This is a genomic window from Rhodoblastus sp. (assembly GCF_041915505.1).
Taxonomy (GTDB): Bacteria; Pseudomonadota; Alphaproteobacteria; order Rhizobiales; family Beijerinckiaceae; genus Rhodoblastus.
The window spans coordinates 1-16791 of record NZ_JAYSBG010000041.1 but is presented as its reverse complement, the minus strand read 5'-3'; the positions used below and the strand labels follow the sequence as shown (position 1 = coordinate 16791).

Annotated in this window: 18 protein-coding genes and 1 pseudogene; 11 read left to right on the top strand and 8 right to left on the bottom strand. The window is 65.1% G+C overall.

Annotated elements, in window-relative coordinates; all coding sequences use genetic code 11:
• Positions 1–271: pseudogene (locus ACE3S9_RS04865) on the bottom strand (hypothetical protein); the annotation flags it as partial.
• Between the two features lie 126 nt (positions 272–397).
• Between ACE3S9_RS04865 and ACE3S9_RS04860 the strand changes: the two are divergent.
• Positions 398–1120, top strand: a complete 723-nt coding sequence (locus tag ACE3S9_RS04860; protein WP_374545309.1) for an aldolase/citrate lyase family protein — start codon at positions 398–400, stop codon at positions 1118–1120.
• On the opposite strand, the gene ACE3S9_RS04855 is transcribed toward ACE3S9_RS04860, so the two are convergent.
• Entirely contained in the window at positions 1107–1685 is a 579-nt protein-coding gene (locus tag ACE3S9_RS04855) for a nitroreductase (protein WP_374545308.1), read from the bottom strand. The two genes, ACE3S9_RS04860 and ACE3S9_RS04855, sit on opposite strands and share 14 nt — an antisense overlap.
• An 88-nt stretch (positions 1686–1773) precedes the next feature.
• On the opposite strand from ACE3S9_RS04855, the gene ACE3S9_RS04850 reads away from it, so the two are divergent.
• Together ACE3S9_RS04850 and ACE3S9_RS04845 are read left to right on the top strand one after the other, a co-directional pair.
• Entirely contained in the window at positions 1774–2814 is a 1041-nt protein-coding gene (locus tag ACE3S9_RS04850) for a hypothetical protein (RefSeq protein ID WP_374545307.1), read from the top strand.
• A gap of 65 nt (positions 2815–2879) precedes the next feature.
• Entirely contained in the window at positions 2880–3230 is a 351-nt protein-coding gene (locus ACE3S9_RS04845) for a cytochrome c (protein ID WP_374545306.1), read from the top strand.
• 87 nt (positions 3231–3317) lie between these two features.
• Here the strand turns inward: ACE3S9_RS04845 and ACE3S9_RS04840 are convergent, their stop codons facing one another.
• Both ACE3S9_RS04840 and ACE3S9_RS04835 read right to left on the bottom strand, forming a co-directional pair.
• Positions 3318–4361 (bottom strand): aldo/keto reductase, encoded by a 1044-nt coding sequence (locus ACE3S9_RS04840; RefSeq protein ID WP_374545305.1) that lies wholly within the window; start codon positions 4359–4361, stop codon positions 3318–3320.
• Positions 4362–4486: 125 nt separating this feature from the next.
• A complete protein-coding gene (locus tag ACE3S9_RS04835) occupies positions 4487–5050 on the bottom strand; it encodes a nucleoside 2-deoxyribosyltransferase (protein ID WP_374545304.1) in 564 nt (187 codons plus the stop codon).
• Between the two features lie 206 nt (positions 5051–5256).
• Between ACE3S9_RS04835 and ACE3S9_RS04830 the strand changes: the two genes are divergently transcribed.
• Both ACE3S9_RS04830 and ACE3S9_RS04825 read left to right on the top strand, forming a co-directional pair.
• Positions 5257–5733: a hypothetical protein gene (locus ACE3S9_RS04830; protein ID WP_374545303.1), complete on the top strand. Its 477-nt coding sequence runs from the start codon at positions 5257–5259 to the stop codon at positions 5731–5733.
• A 48-nt stretch (positions 5734–5781) separates the two neighbouring features.
• Entirely contained in the window at positions 5782–6087 is a 306-nt protein-coding gene (locus ACE3S9_RS04825) for a hypothetical protein (protein ID WP_374545302.1), read from the top strand.
• Positions 6088–6246: 159 nt separating this feature from the next.
• Here ACE3S9_RS04825 and thrS read toward each other — a convergent pair whose 3' ends face one another.
• On the bottom strand, positions 6247–8178 hold the full coding sequence (gene thrS, locus ACE3S9_RS04820; RefSeq protein WP_374545301.1) for a threonine--tRNA ligase: 1932 nt from the start codon (positions 8176–8178) through the stop codon (positions 6247–6249).
• 188 nt (positions 8179–8366) lie between these two features.
• Here thrS and ACE3S9_RS04815 point away from each other — a divergent pair, with 188 nt between their 5' ends.
• The 4 genes from ACE3S9_RS04815 to blaOXA all read left to right on the top strand — a co-directional run bounded on the left by ACE3S9_RS04815 (position 8367) and on the right by blaOXA (position 11460).
• Entirely contained in the window at positions 8367–8909 is a 543-nt protein-coding gene (locus tag ACE3S9_RS04815; RefSeq protein WP_374545300.1) for a hypothetical protein, read from the top strand.
• A gap of 11 nt (positions 8910–8920) precedes the next feature.
• Positions 8921–9646 carry an MFS transporter gene (locus tag ACE3S9_RS04810; protein ID WP_374545299.1) on the top strand — a complete coding sequence of 242 codons (726 nt, stop codon included), beginning with the start codon at positions 8921–8923 and terminating at the stop codon, positions 9644–9646.
• A gap of 115 nt (positions 9647–9761) precedes the next feature.
• Positions 9762–10592 (top strand): hypothetical protein, encoded by an 831-nt coding sequence (locus tag ACE3S9_RS04805; RefSeq protein WP_374545298.1) that lies wholly within the window; start codon positions 9762–9764, stop codon positions 10590–10592.
• Entirely contained in the window at positions 10585–11460 is an 876-nt protein-coding gene (gene blaOXA, locus ACE3S9_RS04800; protein WP_374545297.1) for a class D beta-lactamase, read from the top strand. Before ACE3S9_RS04805 ends, blaOXA begins: the two co-directional genes overlap by 8 nt.
• Here blaOXA and yidD read toward each other — a convergent pair.
• Complete coding sequence (yidD, locus tag ACE3S9_RS04795; protein WP_374545296.1) at positions 11394–11720, bottom strand: membrane protein insertion efficiency factor YidD; 327 nt, start codon at positions 11718–11720, stop codon at positions 11394–11396. The genes blaOXA and yidD overlap by 67 nt on opposite strands.
• 164 nt (positions 11721–11884) lie before the next feature.
• Between yidD and ACE3S9_RS04790 the strand changes: the two genes are divergently transcribed.
• Positions 11885–12745 (top strand): MipA/OmpV family protein, encoded by an 861-nt coding sequence (locus tag ACE3S9_RS04790; RefSeq protein ID WP_374545295.1) that lies wholly within the window; start codon positions 11885–11887, stop codon positions 12743–12745.
• A gap of 85 nt (positions 12746–12830) precedes the next feature.
• Here ACE3S9_RS04790 and ACE3S9_RS04785 read toward each other — a convergent pair whose 3' ends face one another.
• Entirely contained in the window at positions 12831–13655 is an 825-nt protein-coding gene (locus tag ACE3S9_RS04785) for a tetratricopeptide repeat protein (protein WP_374545310.1), read from the bottom strand.
• 430 nt (positions 13656–14085) lie between these two features.
• Between ACE3S9_RS04785 and ACE3S9_RS04780 the strand changes: the two genes are divergently transcribed.
• A complete protein-coding gene (locus ACE3S9_RS04780; RefSeq protein WP_374545294.1) occupies positions 14086–15408 on the top strand; it encodes an Nramp family divalent metal transporter in 1323 nt (440 codons plus the stop codon).
• Here the strand turns inward: ACE3S9_RS04780 and ACE3S9_RS04775 are convergent.
• The coding region (locus ACE3S9_RS04775; RefSeq protein WP_374545293.1) for a class I tRNA ligase family protein at positions 15405–16791 on the bottom strand (1387 nt) is incomplete at its 5' end. The two genes, ACE3S9_RS04780 and ACE3S9_RS04775, sit on opposite strands and share 4 nt — an antisense overlap.

Here is a 16791-nt window from a genome sequence, read left to right as displayed (position 1 = left end):
GCACCACCGAGGAAACATCGGACTGGTCGAGGGCGAGGCCGACAACGATGGCCGGCGGCGCCTCGACCGCGCTGGCCAGGCTTTCGGCGAGCGAGCGCCGCACCAGCGGCGAGGCGTCGTCGAGCATCGCGTAGAGAATCTGCTCGGCCTCGGCGCGCTGGCCGGAGTCCATGTCGCCGTAGAGATAAGCCCGCGCCAGCGCGCCCACGGCTTCCGCGCGGGCGCTGGCCGGCGCATTCTCGGACCATTGAATGAATTTGCGAACGATCATGCGCGTCCCGCCGGGCTAAGCGCGGCCGCCCTCCTGCGGCCGGTTAACACAGGATGACCAAACAAGGTAAAATTTTGCTTAACCGTCATTTTGATTCGCGCGCATCGCGCGTCGGGAAAAGCCGTCATGCGCTCCATTCTCGTTGTTCCGGCTTTGCCGCGCGCCGATCGTCCCGACAGCGCCATGCCGAAAACGCTGGCGGGCGAAGCGGATGCTTTCGCCGTCGATCTCGCCGGGATCGGGGAATTTGAGGCGGAGGCCGCCCGGGCCAGCGCGCTCGACTGGATCGCGGCCGCCCGCAGGACGGGAAAGCCCATCCTGATCCGGGTCCATCCACTGGCCTCGGGCCTCATCGACGCCGATCTCGACGCGGTCATGGCCGGGCCGCCCGATGGAATCATCCTGCCCGACGCCGTCGGCGGGCGCGACATCCAGCATCTCGGCGCCAAGCTCGCCGTGCGTGAGGCGGAAAACGGCCTGTCCGACGGCTGCACGCACATTCTCGCCCTGGCCGCGGATTCCCCCGCCGCTTTGTTCGAACTCGGCTCGATCGCGCGCGCCACCCGGCGCCTGATCGGAATCGGCCGCGACGAGGCTTTGCTCGCGGAGCGGATCGGCGTCGTCGTCGACCAGGCGCCGGAACCCTTGCGCGTCGCGCGGAGCCTGTGCCTGTTCGCGGCGAAAGCGGCCCAGGCGCCCGCCTTCGATTGCGCGGAGCAAGGCGAGGGCGAGGCTTTCGCGCAAAGCTGCGCGCGCGCGGCGCGCGACGGCTTTTCCGGCAAGTTCGCGCTGACCCCGCGGCAGGCGCGGGCGATCAACGCCGCTTTCGCGTCGGTCAGAACCTCGTGACGAGCGCGTCCACGTCCGGTCGCGGGCGATCCTCGGGCGCGTTCTCGACCCGGCCGATATGGATGAATCCGGCGATCTTCTCCTGTTCGGCCAGTCCGAACCGGGTCAGCGCCTCGCGGTCATAGGCGCACCATTCGGTGAGCCAGGCGGTGCGGAAGCCGAGCGCGGTCGCCGCCACGGTGAGCGCCATGCACACGGCGCCAGCCGTCAATTGCTGCTCCCACTCGGGGATTTTGACATGCGGCGCGGCGCGCGACACAACGCCGACCACCAGCGGCGCGCGGGCGAATCGGCCCCGCTCCAGTTCCAGGCGCTGGGCGTCGGCGGCGGGCTCGCGGCGGGCGTAGATCTCGGCGAGAATGTCGCCGGCGCGCTGGCGGCCCTCGCCCTCAAACAGGATGAAGCGCCAGGGCGTGAGTTTGCCGTGGTCCGGCACGCGCGAGGCCAAGGTGAGAATGGAGCGCAATTCCTGCGCGTCCGGCCCCGGCCCGCGCATCTGGATCGGCGGCGCGGAACGGCGGCCCGAAAGCAGCCGGAGGGTGTCGTTCTTGAGCGGTTCCGTCATGGCTTGATCCCGGATTTTCGGGCACAAAGCCCTAAAAAGGTCGTTTTGTAAACCGATGCCACATCCCTTAGAAGGGCGGACCATGCGATTGCGGCGGACAAGACAGGCGAAGGCGAACGGACGGATCGCGGGATTTTCCGCGCCGAGCCCTGTTCTCGCCCTTGCGCTGGTCCTGGCCTCGCCGCCGGGCGGAGCGCTGGCGCAGACGCCGGACCTGCCGCCCGATCTGACCTCGCCGCCGCCGCTGGTCGGCGCGCCCCCCGTCGCGCCCCGGCCGCAAGCGCCGCAGGCCGACAAAGCCCCGCCGCAGGCCGACAAGGCCCCGCCGCAGACGCCGCGCGTCCCGGTCTCGCTCAATGCGGTCTTCGCGCCGGGCGACATCCAGGCCATCCGCACCGGACTCAACTGGCGGGTGTTCGACGCGCGCGCCAATGCCGACGGCGTCTATGCGCTGGAGGCCGAATCCAGCCAGGCGACGCCGACCTTCAATCTCTCCGAGGGCGATTACATCGTCCATGTCGCCTGCGGCCTCGCCGGCGCGACCAAGCAGATTTCGGTGAGCGGCGCGCAGGTAAGCGAAAGGCTGGTGATGAACGCCGGCGCGCTGAAAATCAGCGCGACGCTCGGCGACGCGCCGATCGCGCCCGCACGGCTCAATATCATGGTCTATCTGCCCGACCGCGACGATCCAGAAGCCAAGCTGATCATTCCCAATCTCAAGGCCGAAGAGCCGGAATGTCTGCCCGAGGGCAATTATCACATCGTCTCCAAGCTGATGGATCTCTCGGCGGGCTCGGCCACGCCCACCAATTCGACCGTCTACGCCGATCTGCGCGTGCAGCCGGGCAAGATGACCGCCGGCGCCCTGCGCCATCGCGCAGCGACCATGACCTTGAAACTGGTCAATAATCCGGGCGGCGAGGCGCTGGCCAACACCAGCTTCTCGATCCTCACGCCCGGCGGCGACGTCATTCGCGAATTGATCGGCGCCTTTCCCTCGCTGGTGCTCGCCGAGGGCGAATATGTCGCCATCGCCCGCCACGAGAACAAGACCTATCAGGCCACCTTCAAGGTCGCCTCCGGCCAGGACCGCGATGTCGAAGTGCTGGTGAGCCAGCCGGCGCAATGACCTGAAACAAGGCGCTTGCGCGCGGCGCGACGGATAGTTCACACTTGCCGTCCGGAGCCCGACTCATGCGCCTTTTCGCGACCATCCGCCTTCTCACCCTCTCGTTGGCGCCGTTTTGCGCGCTCGGCTTGGCGAATCCCGCCGCCGCGGCGCCGGCGGACCCGGCTCAGGGCGAAACCATCGCCCGGCGCTGGTGCGCGCCCTGCCATATTGTGGCGGCGGACCAGAAACAGGCCAGCGCCGACGTGCCGAGCTTTTTCGATATAGCCAAGCGCAAGACGGATGGCGATCTGACCTCCTTTCTGACCGACCCGCATCCGAAAATGCCGAATTTGAGCCTGTCGCGGCAGGAAATCGGCGACATCACAGCCTATGTCCGCTCGCTCGCGACGCCGGGCGGCGGAGCCGAGCGCTGACCCGCCTGAACACGGGCGTTACAGCAGCGGTGGAGGCGTCTCGATCGACCGCCGATCCCGGAGGGCCCAGTGAAGCGGCGAACCCGCTTACGGCGCCGGATTGCCGCGAAGCTGATGGATCGCGTCGATGCGGCGCAGGATTTCCGGGTCGAGCTTGTGCGGCGCGTCGAGGATCAGCTTGAGCTGGTCGAGATTGGTGGCGCCAATGATATTGGCGGTGACGAAGGGCCGCGAGGTCACGAAGGCCAGAGCGAGATGGACCGGATGCAATCCGGCTTCCTTCGCAAGCGCCAGATAATCCTCGATGGCCTCGTCCACGCCCGGCTTCTCGTAACGCTGGCCGCGGGCGAACAAGGTAAAGCGCGCCCCCTCCGGCCGCGCGCCATGCAGATATTTGCCGGTGAGAAACCCCTGGCCGAGCGGCGAATAGGCCAGCAGGCCGGTCTGTTCGCGGAAGGCGAATTCGGCGAGGCCGAGCTCGAACTGGCGGTTGAGCAGGTGAAAAGCGTTCTGGATCGACGCCAGACGCGGCCCAACGCCGGCCTCCGACGCGCGCAAGAATTGGCTGACGCCCCAGGGCGTCTCGTTGGAGACGCCGAAATGGCGGATCTTGCCCTGCTTCACCAGATCGCCCAGCGCGGAAAGCGTTTCCTCGAAAGTCACGCCGTCCGGGCCGCCGTGATCGCGATAGGCGTTGGAGAGGCCGTCGAACAGAGCCATCGGCCGGTCGGGCCAATGAAGCTGGTAAAGGTCGATGTAATCCGTCTGCAGGCGCTTCAGCGAATTTTCAACGGCGTAGAAAATGTTTTTGCGGTCGAGCCGCGCCGTTTCGCCATTGCGGAACCAATGGGACGAGCTGCGGCCGACCACCTTGGTCGCCAGAACGATCTTGTCGCGGCTCTTTCGCGCGGAAAGCCATTGACCGATGATGCGTTCGGTCGCCCCATAGGTTTCGGCGCGGGGCGGGATCGAATAAAGCTCGGCGGTGTCGAAGAAATTCACGCCATGAGCGAGCGCGTAATCCATCTGCGCGAAGGCGTCCGATTGATCGGTCTGCTGGCCATAGGTCATGGTGCCAAGACAGATTTCGGAGACGGTTACGCCGGTGCGGCCGAGCGGACGTTTTTGCATTGATGAACTCCTGAAGCGCGGCGGAGCATAAGCTTTCCGCGCGCGTCGAAAAGGGCGAAGACGCAAGCTGTCGCTTGCGCGTGAGCGGATCGCGCCGTCAACTCAGAGGATGACGGCGGGGCGCGTCAAAACCCGAAATGCAGCCGCGCCTGCCGCAGACAGGCGGCGAACATCTCCAGCGCGCCGGGATCGGTGAGGGTCGCGTCCGGCCGCACGACCGCGCGGCTCTGGGCGCGAAGTGCGCTATCGAGCATAAGATTATCGGCATTGCCGAAATTCTCGATCATCAGCCCGGCGCTATCGCGATGCCCGCCGTCCGACGACGGCTGGGCGCCAAATTCCGCCGCGACGCGGTCGAACAGAGGCGCGGCATGATGGCTATAGGCGAAGACCGGTTTGTCCAGCCCGGCGAAAAAACCCAGCTCGAAGGCCGTGCCGGGATCGGCGTTGATTCCGCGAAAGGGCGTCAGGTTGAAAATCCCGGCGTCGGCCCCGCGCATCAAAGCCATATTCGCGGCGAAGATTTTTTCATCCAACCTTTCGCCCGGCGCAGCTGAAAAATCATTGTCGAGCGGATAGAGCCCGACGAAGCCGAAATCCTCGCACAGGGCCTTCTTGCGCAGGCCGATCTCGCGGGCGTCGGGCAGGAAGACTTCGGGACCGGCGAGATAGATTTTCGGGCGCGGCAAGGGCGGGCTTTCGAACGGCGAACCAAGATGAGATTGCGGCCGACCGTCGCCGATTGCCGCCCTTTAGGCAAGCTGCGGCCCGCGACGGAAAGCGCGAGATTTCGGCTCGATCCGCGCCGCGCCGATCTGGCGCGCAAAATGCGTCATGCGGTTCACGCCCGGCGTCCTGGTCGGGTTTCCGACGTCGAACCATCAAGGAGCTCATTGTGCCCGCATTGCAAGAAACCCGCGCCGTCGTCACCCTGGCGCCAGCGAAGCCGACCGGACTGGCCGATCTGGGCGCGCCTCTGGCCGACGAGACCATGGTCAAGAAAGGACGCGTGCACGAATTCCAGCAATTGCTGGCGGACGGACAGATCGGGCGCCGCTTCCAGGATCTTCGCGTGGTCGCGATCAAGACGGTCGAAGGCGGTATCGCTTCGGCCAAATTCTTCGTCCAGTTCGAGGCGTTCGGCGACAATACGGCGGCGCCGACCGATGGAGCCGGCTTTGATGCGACGGTCTTTGCCGGCGATCAGCCGCTGGCCAGCCTGTCGTCGAGCAGCCTGTTCCTTCCTTACGCCAGTTTCTGGTATCCGAACCGCTTTGTGTTCGAGACCCCGATCGAAATTTTCGATCAGGCCGACCGTCTGGAATTCATCGCCAAGCCCGAAGAGGTCCGCATCGTTCAGGCGGGAAATTGATCAACCGAGCGGGAAGGAATCCACGGCGCCTCTCACCGAGTGACATTCATGAATTATCCCCTCGTCAAACGCGTGTCGCATCGGATGCTCGGCGACATGCTGCGGATGATGTTGAACGAGCAGATTACTTTCGACCTGACTTTGGAAGAAGGCCGCACCTTGTCGCGCGCCTTCACCGCGCTCGCTCATGACTGGCGGCGCAACGATCTCGTCTATCTGAGCCCCATCGGCGCCGATGACGAATTTTCGGCCAAGGTCACGCAAGACGGCCTTGATGTCGAAATCGCGGACGGGAGCCTGTTCTTGAATTGGGACGATGTGACGGAACTGGCCGAGCGGCTGGCCGTGGAGTGAGGCGGCGATCAACGCTCCCTCTCCCCGTTCGCGGGGAGAGGGGCCGGCGATTAGCCCGGACGTCATCAGGAAAGCTGTTTCGCGGACACGATTAGCGCAGAGGCCGGTCCCCTGGCCCCTCACCCTAACCCTCTCCCCGTAAACGGGGAGAGGGGACGATCACCCTCGCAAATCGGGCGGCGTCGCCTCCAGCGCTAACGAGGCCAGAGCCTCGTCGAGCGTCGCGAAAGTCTGCGCCTGCGAGCCGAGCCGGCGGATCGACACTGTGCGGTCCGCCGCCTCCTTGCGCCCGACCACAATCAGCACCGGGATCTTGGCCAGCGACAATTCGCGCACCTTGTAATTGATCTTCTCGTTGCGAAGATCGGTCTCGACCCGCAGCCCCGCCTTGCGGGCGAGCGCGGCGATTTCCAGCGCGTAATCGTCGGCGTCCGAGGTGATCGTGCAGATCGCGGCCTGCACCGGCGACAGCCACAAGGGCAGATGGCCGGCGAAATGCTCGATCAGGATTCCGGTGAAACGCTCCAGCGAGCCGAAAATGGCGCGATGGATCATGACCGGGGTCTGTTTCTCGGAATCCGGCCCGATATAGAACGCGCCGAACCGGCCCGGCAGGTTGAAATCCACCTGGGTCGTGCCGCATTGCCATTCGCGGCCGATGGCGTCGCGCAGGGTATATTCGAGCTTCGGCCCATAGAAAGCGCCCTCGCCCGGATTGATCCCGGTCTTGACGCCCTGCGCCGCGAGCAGGTCGAGCACCTTCTGCAGGGCGGCCTCCGCCTTGTCCCAGCTCTCGTCATTGCCGACGCGCTTTTCGGGGCGCAAGGACAGCTTCACCACAATGTCCTCGAACCCAAAATCCTTATAGATCGACATCACCATGTCGTTGATCTTCATGGCTTCCGCCATGATCTGGTCTTCGGTGCAGAAGATATGCGCGTCGTCCTGCGTGAAGGCGCGCACGCGCATCATGCCGTGGATCGCGCCCGACGGCTCGTAGCGATGCACGATGCCGAATTCCGCGATCTTCATCGGCAGGTCGCGATAGGACTTCAGCCCGTTCTTGAAGATCTGGACATGGCCCGGGCAGTTCATCGGCTTGAGCGCGAAAATACGGTCGTCCTCGGTCTTGGTGAGGAACATGTTCTCGCGATAGGTCTGCCAATGGCCCGAGGTCTCCCACAGGGCGCGGTCGAGCACCTGCGGCGTATTGACCTCGATATAGCCGGCTTCCTGCTGGCGGCGGCGCATGAAGGAAATCAGGGTCTGGAACAGGGTCCAGCCCTTGGGGTGCCAGAAGATCGTGCCCGGCCCCTCCTCCTGGAAATGGAACAGGTCCATTTCGCGGCCAAGCCGGCGATGGTCGCGGCGCTCGGCTTCCTCAAGCTGCTTGAGATAGGCGTCCAGCTCTTCCTGCTTGGCGAAAGCGGTGGCGTAGATGCGCTGGAGCATCGGCTTGTTGGAATCGCCGCGCCAATAGGCGCCGGCCACTTTCATCAGTTTGAAAGCGTTGCCGATTTTGCCTGTGGAGGGCATGTGCGGGCCGCGGCACAGGTCGAGCCAGTCGCCCTGTCTATAGACCGAGATTTTCTGGTCGGCAGGGATCGCCTCGACCAGCTCGACCTTGAAGGCCTCGCCGTGGGTTTCGAAATAGGACGCGGCCTCGTCGCGGCTCCATTCCTCGCGCACGATCGGTTTGTCGGCGGCGACGATCTCGCGCATCTTCTTCTCAATGGCGGCGAAATCCTCAGGGGTAAAAGGCTCCGCGCGGAAAAAGTCGTAATAGAAGCCGTTCTCGATCACCGGGCCGATGGTGACCTGCGTGCCGGGATAGAGCGCCTGAACCGCGTCGGCCAGCACATGGGCGGCGTCGTGGCGGATCAGCTCCAGCGCGCGCGGGTCGTCGCGGTTGAGGAACTCGACCCTGGAATCGGCCTCGATCGGCTTGGCGATATCGACCATCTGGCCGTTGAGCATCATGGCGACGGTGCGCTTGGCTAGCGAGGACGAAATGCTCTTGGCGATGTCGAGACCAGAGGCGCCGGCTTCATAGGAACGCTGGGCGCCGTCGGGGAAGGTGACGGAAATCATGACTCTCTCTCCTGCTCACTCGCCGAGACGGGCCGGCGTAAGCGGTTTCGGGACGCTTTAGTTATGCGAAACGGGCCGCGGGCGCAATCGGCGGCGCAACTGTTGCGGCGAGGCCGCACGGCGCGCAAATTGGCGACGCAAGGCGCGGAAGCGTTGGAAATGTCGCCCGTCTTGCGCATGATTTCCTCATGACGGAGACGAGCCGGAAATCCTATCTCGACCATTTGCGCGAAGACCGGCGCTACGCCGCCATGGTCGGGCTCGGCTTCAGCTCCGGCATGCCTTTCCTGCTGGTGTACATCACCCAATCGGCATGGCTGTCCGAGGCCAAAGTGCCGCTGGAGCTGATCGGCCTGATGAGCTGGCTGACTTTCGCCTATAAGCTGAAATTCTTGTGGGCGCCCTTGCTTGATCAATATGACGCGCCCGTTCTTTCGCGCTGGCTCGGCCGCCGGCGCGGCTGGATCGTCGCCTCGCAGATCGCGGTGGCGATCACTTTGGCCGGCGTCGCCTTTGGCGATCCCGGCGCGCGGCTGGCGTGGACGATCTTCTTTTCGGCGGCGCTCGGCGTGGCCGGCGCGACGCAGGATATCGTCATCGACGGCTGGCGCATCAATGCCGCGCCGCTGGAAAAGCAGCCCTTGATGGGCTCCTTCTCCGAAATGGGCTATCGCGTCGGCAATCTCGCCGCCGGGGCTGGCGCGCCGCCTATCTGTGCATGGCGGCGCTGATGGCGCCCGGCATGATATCGGCCCTTGTCGCGCCCGAGCCCGAGATCGATGTGATCGAGGCGCGGCATCCCGAGCGGCCGGGGCTCGCGGCGGCGATCTGGGCGCCGATCAAGGAGCTGTTTTCGCGCCTCGGCCCGCTGGCCTTGCCGGTTTTTCTGCTGATCGCCGGCTTCCGCATGCCGGGCTATCTTTCCAACGCCATGGCCATCCCGCTGTTCAAGAGCCTGCATTATTCCGATTCGGATATTGCGACAGTCACCAAGCTGTTCGGCTTCGGAATCGCCATGGCCGGGGTGTTCGCCTGTTCCTGGCTCGTGCCGCGCATCGGCCTGATGACCTCCATGCTGCTCGGCACGGCGGCAGCCTCGGCGTCGCATCTCAGCCTTGCGTGGCTGGCGGGGCATGGCGGCGAATTCTGGGCCTTCGCGCTGGCGGTGGGCGTCGATGGCTTCGCCGCCTCGTTCGCCACGATTGTGCTGATCACCTTCATGTCTTCGCTGGCCAAGGCCGAATTCGCGGGCAGCCAATATTCGCTGATGACTTCGCTCTGCGCCATGCCGGGCTTCGTGCTGGCCGGCTTTTCCGGCCTGATCGTGGAAAAGACCGGCTTCGTCGCCTTTTTCCAGCTCACCTCGCTGATCGGCGCGCCGGTCGCCTTGCTCTGCACTTGGCTGTGGCGGCATCACCGCGACGCTTTTTCGCTGCATCACGCACCCGGCGCGCCGCTGTCGCACTGAACACACGAAAAGTTGACGCGCGGGCGCAAGGCGGGCGAAAGTGCGCGCCCTGCAAAAGGTGGTTCGGTGCGACGTGGGTAGCTGGAAGAGACATGTAAGAATTGCGCTGCTGGCCATGACCGCGGCGCTGGCCGCCGCCTTCGGCAGTTGGTTCCTGGCGACGGGCGAACAGCGAAATCCGCCGGCCGCGCCGCCGCTGACGCCAAAGACCGTGGCGACAACGCCGATCGCGCCCGAACCGGCCGAGGACGCCGCGAAAGCCCCGGCCGAGGCGCCAGTCGATCCGCAAAAGCTCGCCGAACTGCAGGATAAATTGCGCCAGGCGCCGGAATATGCCGCTTTCTTCACCCAGCTTCAGAATCTCTATCCCGCCGATTACGACGCGGCGGCCCGGCGCGGCCTCGCGCAGGGAATCGAAACCCATGACAACGCGGCCGACCTGTTCCTGACCCAGGCGGTGCAGGCGCTGCGGCAGAATCGCGGCCTGATGGGCGCGCGCGCCGGCGCTGAGGCGCTCGACAAGCTGTTCGACGCCCATCGCCAGGTGCTGGCGCAATTGGCGGAGACCGATCCGGCGCTCTGCGTCGATTTCCTCAACGGCGCCCCGGCCGAGCGTTTCGTCGCCTTCGCCGGAGCCCATCGCGCGCTGATGGCGGCCGAGGCGCAGGCCGGCCTCGACGCGATCGACGATGGCGCGCGCAAGAAGATCGACCGCGAGGCGCCGACGACGGAAGATTTCACCGAGCTTGAAAAAAACCTGCTGGCGAAGGGCATGGACCGGGCGGGGGTGGCCCAGTTGCTCGACGGAACCACGCCCAATCCGCCGCTGACCGACGCCCAGCAATGCCGCAACGGAATGATCTATCTCGATTCGATCAAGGCCCTGCCCGACCTCCAGCGCCTGAGGCTCTACGCCCTCGCGCTCGAAGTCATGGCGCATGAGTGATCTACGTTTTAGCCGGCGTCTCCTGCTTGCAGCGTCGCTGGCGCTCGCATCGCCCGCCATGGCGGAAGCCCGAACGCTCTGCACCTTGATTGCCGACGCAACCGACGGCCGCCCGCTTCTCGAACAGGGCGATTGCCGGACGCGCGTGACGCCGGCTTCGACGTTCAAGATCGCTCTATCGATCATCGGCTTCGACGCCGGCCTGCTGCACGATTCGCATTCGCCCGAATTTCCCTATCGCGAGGGCTATGTCGATTGGGGCGGCGAAAACTGGAAACAACCGACCGATCCGACGCGTTGGATGAAATATTCGGTCGTCTGGTATTCGCAGATCCTCGCCCATGCGCTCGGCCGGCAACGGATCGAGGACGCCCTGCGCAAATTCGACTACGGCAATGCCGACATGTCGGGCGACCGGGGCCAAGGCAACGGACTCGACCGCGCATGGATCGGTTCGTCGCTCAAGATATCGCCGCTCGAAGAGACGGTCTTTCTCGGCAAGCTGGTTGACCGGCGACTTCCCGCCTCCCGCGCCGCAATGGAAGCAACGATGAAAATCATCGAGACGCGCATGGCGGGCGACGGCTGGGAGCTGCACGGCAAGACCGGCTTCGCGTATCCGCGCGGCGCCGATGGCGTACAGGATCTGGAACATGGCTTCGGCTGGTATGTCGGCTGGGGGGTCAGGGACGGCCGCATTCTGGTATTCGCCCGGCTCAACCAGGACGATGGCGCGGAGGCGGTTTCCGGCGGGCTGCGCGCCCGCGACGAGCTGATCGCAGCGTGGCCTGGGCTCGCTGCTCAGGCCTTGGCGTCGGATTCCGAATCGACCGGCTCGCAGACCGGCCGCCGGCGCCACGATCCATAACGCCAGGGATGAAGCGCATCCGCGCTCTGCGGCAATTGCTGCGGAACGGGATCGAAACCGGAATCGCCCCAGGGATGGCAGCGGCAGAGGCGCGCGAGGCCGATCCAGCCGCCCGCCCACAATCCGTGGCGCGCGAGGGCCTCGTCCATATAAGCGGAACAGGTCGGCAGATAACGGCAATTGCGCCCGACCAGGCCCGACAGGCTCAGTCGATAGGCCTGCACGAGCCCGCGCGCCAGCATAACAGGCGCCTTCGTCATCGTCTTGAGGCCGCGCGGCATAAGCTTAATCCTTGATGAAACCCGCAACGCCGACTGTTGCAAGAAAACGACGCCGGCGACAATCTTGATTTGCCGGCGAAAAACGCCTGTTCCCCATTGTTGGCCGCTGGTAGAACTGAAGGCAATATTTGGGGGATCGTGTCTTGAACATATCGTTGCGCGCGCTGGCGGTTGCAGCCGCCCTGTTCCCGAGTTTCGCGGCCCATGCCGACGAATATAATCTGCCGTCGCTCATCACGCCGCCCCCGGGCACGACCGCCGACTGGATCGTCGATGTGTCGGCGATGGGCGGCATCGCGCCGAGCTTCCCCGGCGCCAAGAACTATTCCTTCTTCGGCCTGCCCGGCATCGCGATTCGCCGTGTCGGCGAGCCGGAGCGTTTCAGCGCTCCCGACGACAGCGTGAGCCTCGCCATCCTGAAGAACAGCCTGTTCGCCATCGGCCCCGCCGGCCGCTGGATCAGCGATCGCAGCGTCAGGAACTATCCCGAGCTGTTCGGCCTTAACGACGTCAGCGCCTCGATCGAACTCGGCGGCTTCGTCGAATTCACGCCGGTTTCCTGGGGCCGCATCCGCGGTGAAGTCCGCAAGGCCGTCTCGGGCTATGACGGCTGGGCCGCGAGCCTCGGCGCCGACGTCTGGCAGAAATTCGGCCGGCTGACGCTTTCGATCGGCCCGCGCCTCGATTTCGGCAACGACCAATATGCGTCCGCCTTCTTCTCGGTCCAGCCCTGGCAGGCGGCCTTGAACCAGTTCGTCGGCGGCTCCCTGACGCCCTATAAGGCGACCGGCGGTCTGGTCGACGCCGGCTTCACCGTCGCCGCGCGTTATGAACTGTCCGAAACCTGGCGCGTCAGCGCCTACGGCACCTACCAGTCGCTGACCGGCAGCGTGGCCGACAGCCCCGTCGCGACGCGCGCGGGCTCGACCAATCAATATGCCGCCGGCATCGAACTCCGCTACAGCTTCCTCACCAAGGATCTGTATTGGGTGCCGAAGTTCTGATCGTTTCGACGGCGAGTTCCAAAAATGCGCACGGCCCGGATTTTCCGGGCCGTTTTCTTTTGCGCGCCGAACAAGCGTGAAGCGGTCAGTCGTGCTTCTTGAGGTGTTCTTCGAGATAGACCAGCGCGATCTGACGATCATTGTCATTGGCCGTCTTGAGGTCCTGATCGTAGAGCGTCTGCACCCATTCCTGGCCCTTGCCGCTGCTGGCGCCTTCGCGCGCCAGGGTCAGCCACATCAGGCCGCGCGCGCGCTGGCGCGGCAGGCCGTCGCCGGCGAAAAGCAGATGGCCGAGCAGGGCCTGCGATTCGACATGGCCCTTTTCCGCGGCCAGATTGAGCCATCGCGCGGCCTGCCGGTTATCCTTGGCGAGCCCGGCGGCGCCGTCCATATAGAGCCGCGCCAGATTATATTGCGCGTTGGAATCGCTGAAATTGGTCGCGGCATAGAGGAACATGCGCATGGCCTGTTCCGGATCCGCCTTCAGCCGCGAACCGGAGATGCCTTTCAGCTCGAACACGCCCACCGCGACATAGGCGCTGGCGACGACCGATTTCTCGCGCCAGTTGGCGTTGTCCTCGTCATAGGAATCGACGATCTGCAGGAAATATTGATAGGCCTTGTAATCGTCGCGCTGCACGCCGTCGCCGTCGGCGTACATCTTGCCGAGCTTCCATTGCGCGAGGGCCTCGCCGCCGGCGGCGGCATATTTCAGGGCCTCGACGGACGAGGCCGGATTGCCGGCGCGATAGCTCTCCAACGCGGCCCGCAAGGCCTGCTGCGGATCCTTGAAAATATCCAGCGTCTGATTGGAGGGCGCGTTCTTGTCGGGACCATCGAAAGCAAAGACGGGCGCCCCGCCGCAAGCGGTGAGGTAGCACGCCAGAAAGATCCGCCCGAACGCCGCCATCACGTAAATTTCCCCTGACGGACCAATCCTGTGGCCGCCCTTACAGACAACGAACTAGCGTCTCGTTTATGGCTGAATCGCGGCGGCGTCTTTTCAAACTTTGGGCTTTCTGAAGTTGAATTCCGGTTGTGGCGCCCGAGCCACAAGAACGCATCGCGGCAACACTTCCGCAACGTCCCACAAGACGTTGATTCGATGCGCTCAATGGCTTTATGACGCAAAAAGGTTGCGAAAGAGCCAAGCTGACGGCTCGCAAAGAATTGATTGATCGCAACGCTCGCCAATACGTCTTTCGTCCATGGCCGCGACGCGAGAAAATCCGGCCCGGCGGCGCGCTCCCAGTTGATCTCGCGCGCCAGCGGATCAATCTTAGGAGCGGACGAGCGCGAGCGCGACCGCCGCTCTTCGCCCGGAAGGACTCTTTGCGTCAATGCTGAACCCGACGCCCCTGCAACCCGTTGAACGCGACGGATTTTCCCTTGCCCGCGGCTCCGTGCGCGGCGCGCAGGGGCGCGGCTGGCTGCGGCGTTTCATGGTTTTCGTCGGGCCGGGCTATCTGGTCGCCACCGGCTATATGGATCCGGGCAATTGGGCCACCGCCCTTTCCGCCGGCGCGCAATTCGGCATGAGCCTGTTGTTCGTGGCGGTTCTTTCCAGCCTGGTCGCGATTCTGTTCCAGGGGCTGTCGGCGCGGCTCGCCTTCGGCGCCGGCCTCGATCTCGCCCAGGCCTGCCGGGCCCATCTGCCGCGTCCGGTCAATATCGGGCTGTGGATCACCCAAGAAATGGCGATTCTCGCCACCGATCTCGCCGAGGTGATCGGCACGGCGATCGGCATTCAGCTCCTGTTCGGCCTGCCGCTGTGGGTGGGCGCGATCATCACCGCGCTCGACGTCGGGCTGGTGCTCGCCTTCGAGCGGCTCGGCTTCCGCAAGCTGGAGGCCTTCGTGATCGCGATGCTGGCGCTGATCGCCGTCTGTTTCGCCGTCCAGCTCGCTTTGGCGCAGCCCGACTGGGACGCCGCCGCGCGCGGCCTGCTGCCGCCGAAGGAGCTGCTCAGCAATCCCACCATGCTCTATCTCGCGCTCGGAATCGTGGGCGCGACCATCATGCCGCACAATCTCTTTCTGCATTCCGGCATAGCGCAGACGCGCTGGACGGCGCCGGGCGTCGCGCCGCGCCGCGAGGCGATCCGCTTCGCCATGGCCGATTCGGCCATCGCCTTGCTGTTCGCCATGACCATCAATGGCGCGATCCTGATTCTCGCCGCCGCAACCTTTTACGCCCACGGCCACCCGGAGGTCGCGGATCTCTCCGAGGCCTATCGGCTGATCGCGCCGATTCTCGGCGCGCCGATCGCGGCGAAACTGTTCGGCGTGGCGCTGATCGCCTGCGGGCTGAACAGTTCGCTAACGGCCACCCTCGCCGGCCAGTTGATCATGGACGGCTTCCTGCGGCTGCGGCTGCGCCCGGCGGCGCGGCGGCTGATCACGCGGGCGATCACCATCATCCCAGCCATCGCGGTCGCGGCGCTGGCGGGCGAGGCCGCCGTGGGCCGACTGCTGGTGCTGTCGCAGGTCGCGCTCAGCTTCGCCTTGCCCTTCGCCTTGGCGCCGCTGGTCTGGTTCACAGCTTCCAGAAAAGTGATGGGGCCTTTCGTCGCCGCGCGCGCGACCAGCGCGGCCGCTGCTGCGCTGGCGCTCGGCCTCGCCTTGCTCAATGTGAAGCTGATCGGCGACGCTGTTTTCGGTTAACCGAGCATTTTCAAGGCGGCGGCCATTTTCTCCAGCCGCGCGACAGCGGCGTCGCGGCGCTCCTGCTGCTCCTCGACCACTTCTTCCGGCGCGCGGCGCAGGAAATCGGCGTTGCCGAGCTTGGCGTCGATCTTGCCGATCTCCTTTTGCTCGGCGGCGACGCCCTTTTCCAGCCGCGCCCGCTCGGCGGCGAAATCGATCACGCCTTCGAGCGGCAGCGCCAAAGCCGTGCCGCGCGCGACGACCTGCACGGATTGCGGCGGCGCCTTCGGCGTCGCATCGATGGCCGAAAGTCGCGCGAGGCGCTTGATGGTTTCGGCCCAACGGGCGGCGCGGCCGGAATCGGCCCCGGAGGCGCCGACCAGCGCCAGCGGAATCTGCGCCCCCGCCGGCACGTTCATTTCCGCGCGCACCGAGCGCACCTGCGAGACGACATCCACCACCCAGCCGACTTCCGCCTCGGCTTCCTCGTCCTCAAGCCCCTTGAGGTCGGGCCACAGCGCCAGGACCAGCATCGATTCGCGCGGAAAATCCTGGCCGCGAATGGTCCAGATTTCTTCCGTGAGGAAGGGCATGAACGGATGCAGCATCTTGCAGGTCTGGTCGAGCACGAAGGCGATCGTATCGCGCGTCTCGGTCTTGGCCGGACCGTCGGGGCCCTGCAGCAGCGGCTTGGCCAGCTCCAGATGCCAGTCGCAGAAAATGTTCCAGACGAAGCGATAGGCCGCCTGCGCCGCCTCGTTGAACTTATATTGCGTGAGGGCCGTCTCGACCTCGGCCGCCGCGCGCGCGGCCTCGCCGATGATCCAGCGGTTCAGGATTTCGCCGGCCTTGGTCGGGTCGAAGCCGATCCGGCCGCGGCACTCGTTCATTTCGGCGAAGCGCGCGGCGTTCCACAGCTTGGTCGCGAAATTGCGATAGCCCTCGACGCGGCTGGTCGCCAGCTTGATGTCGCGTCCCTGCGCCGCCATGGCTGCCAAAGTGAAACGCAGAGCGTCGGCGCCGTAACTGTCGATCAGTTGCAGCGGGTCGATCACGTTCCCCTTGGACTTCGACATTTTCGCGCCCTTGTCGTCGCGCACCAGCGCGTGGAGATAGACGTGGCGGAAGGGAACCTTGTTCTGGAACTGCAGCCCGAACATCATCATGCGGGCGACCCAGAAAAAGATGATGTCGAAGCCGGTGACGAGCACATCGGTCGGATAGCGCGCCGCGAGGTCGTTGTCCTCCTCCGGCCAGCCGAGCGTGGACATCGGCCACAGGCCGGACGAGAACCAGGTGTCGAGCACGTCCTCGTCGCGGACCAGCAGATCCGCCGCCTTGTCCGGGTCATTGGCGATGGCCTCGGCCTCGGCGTCGCTGTAGATCTCGCGGGTCACGGCG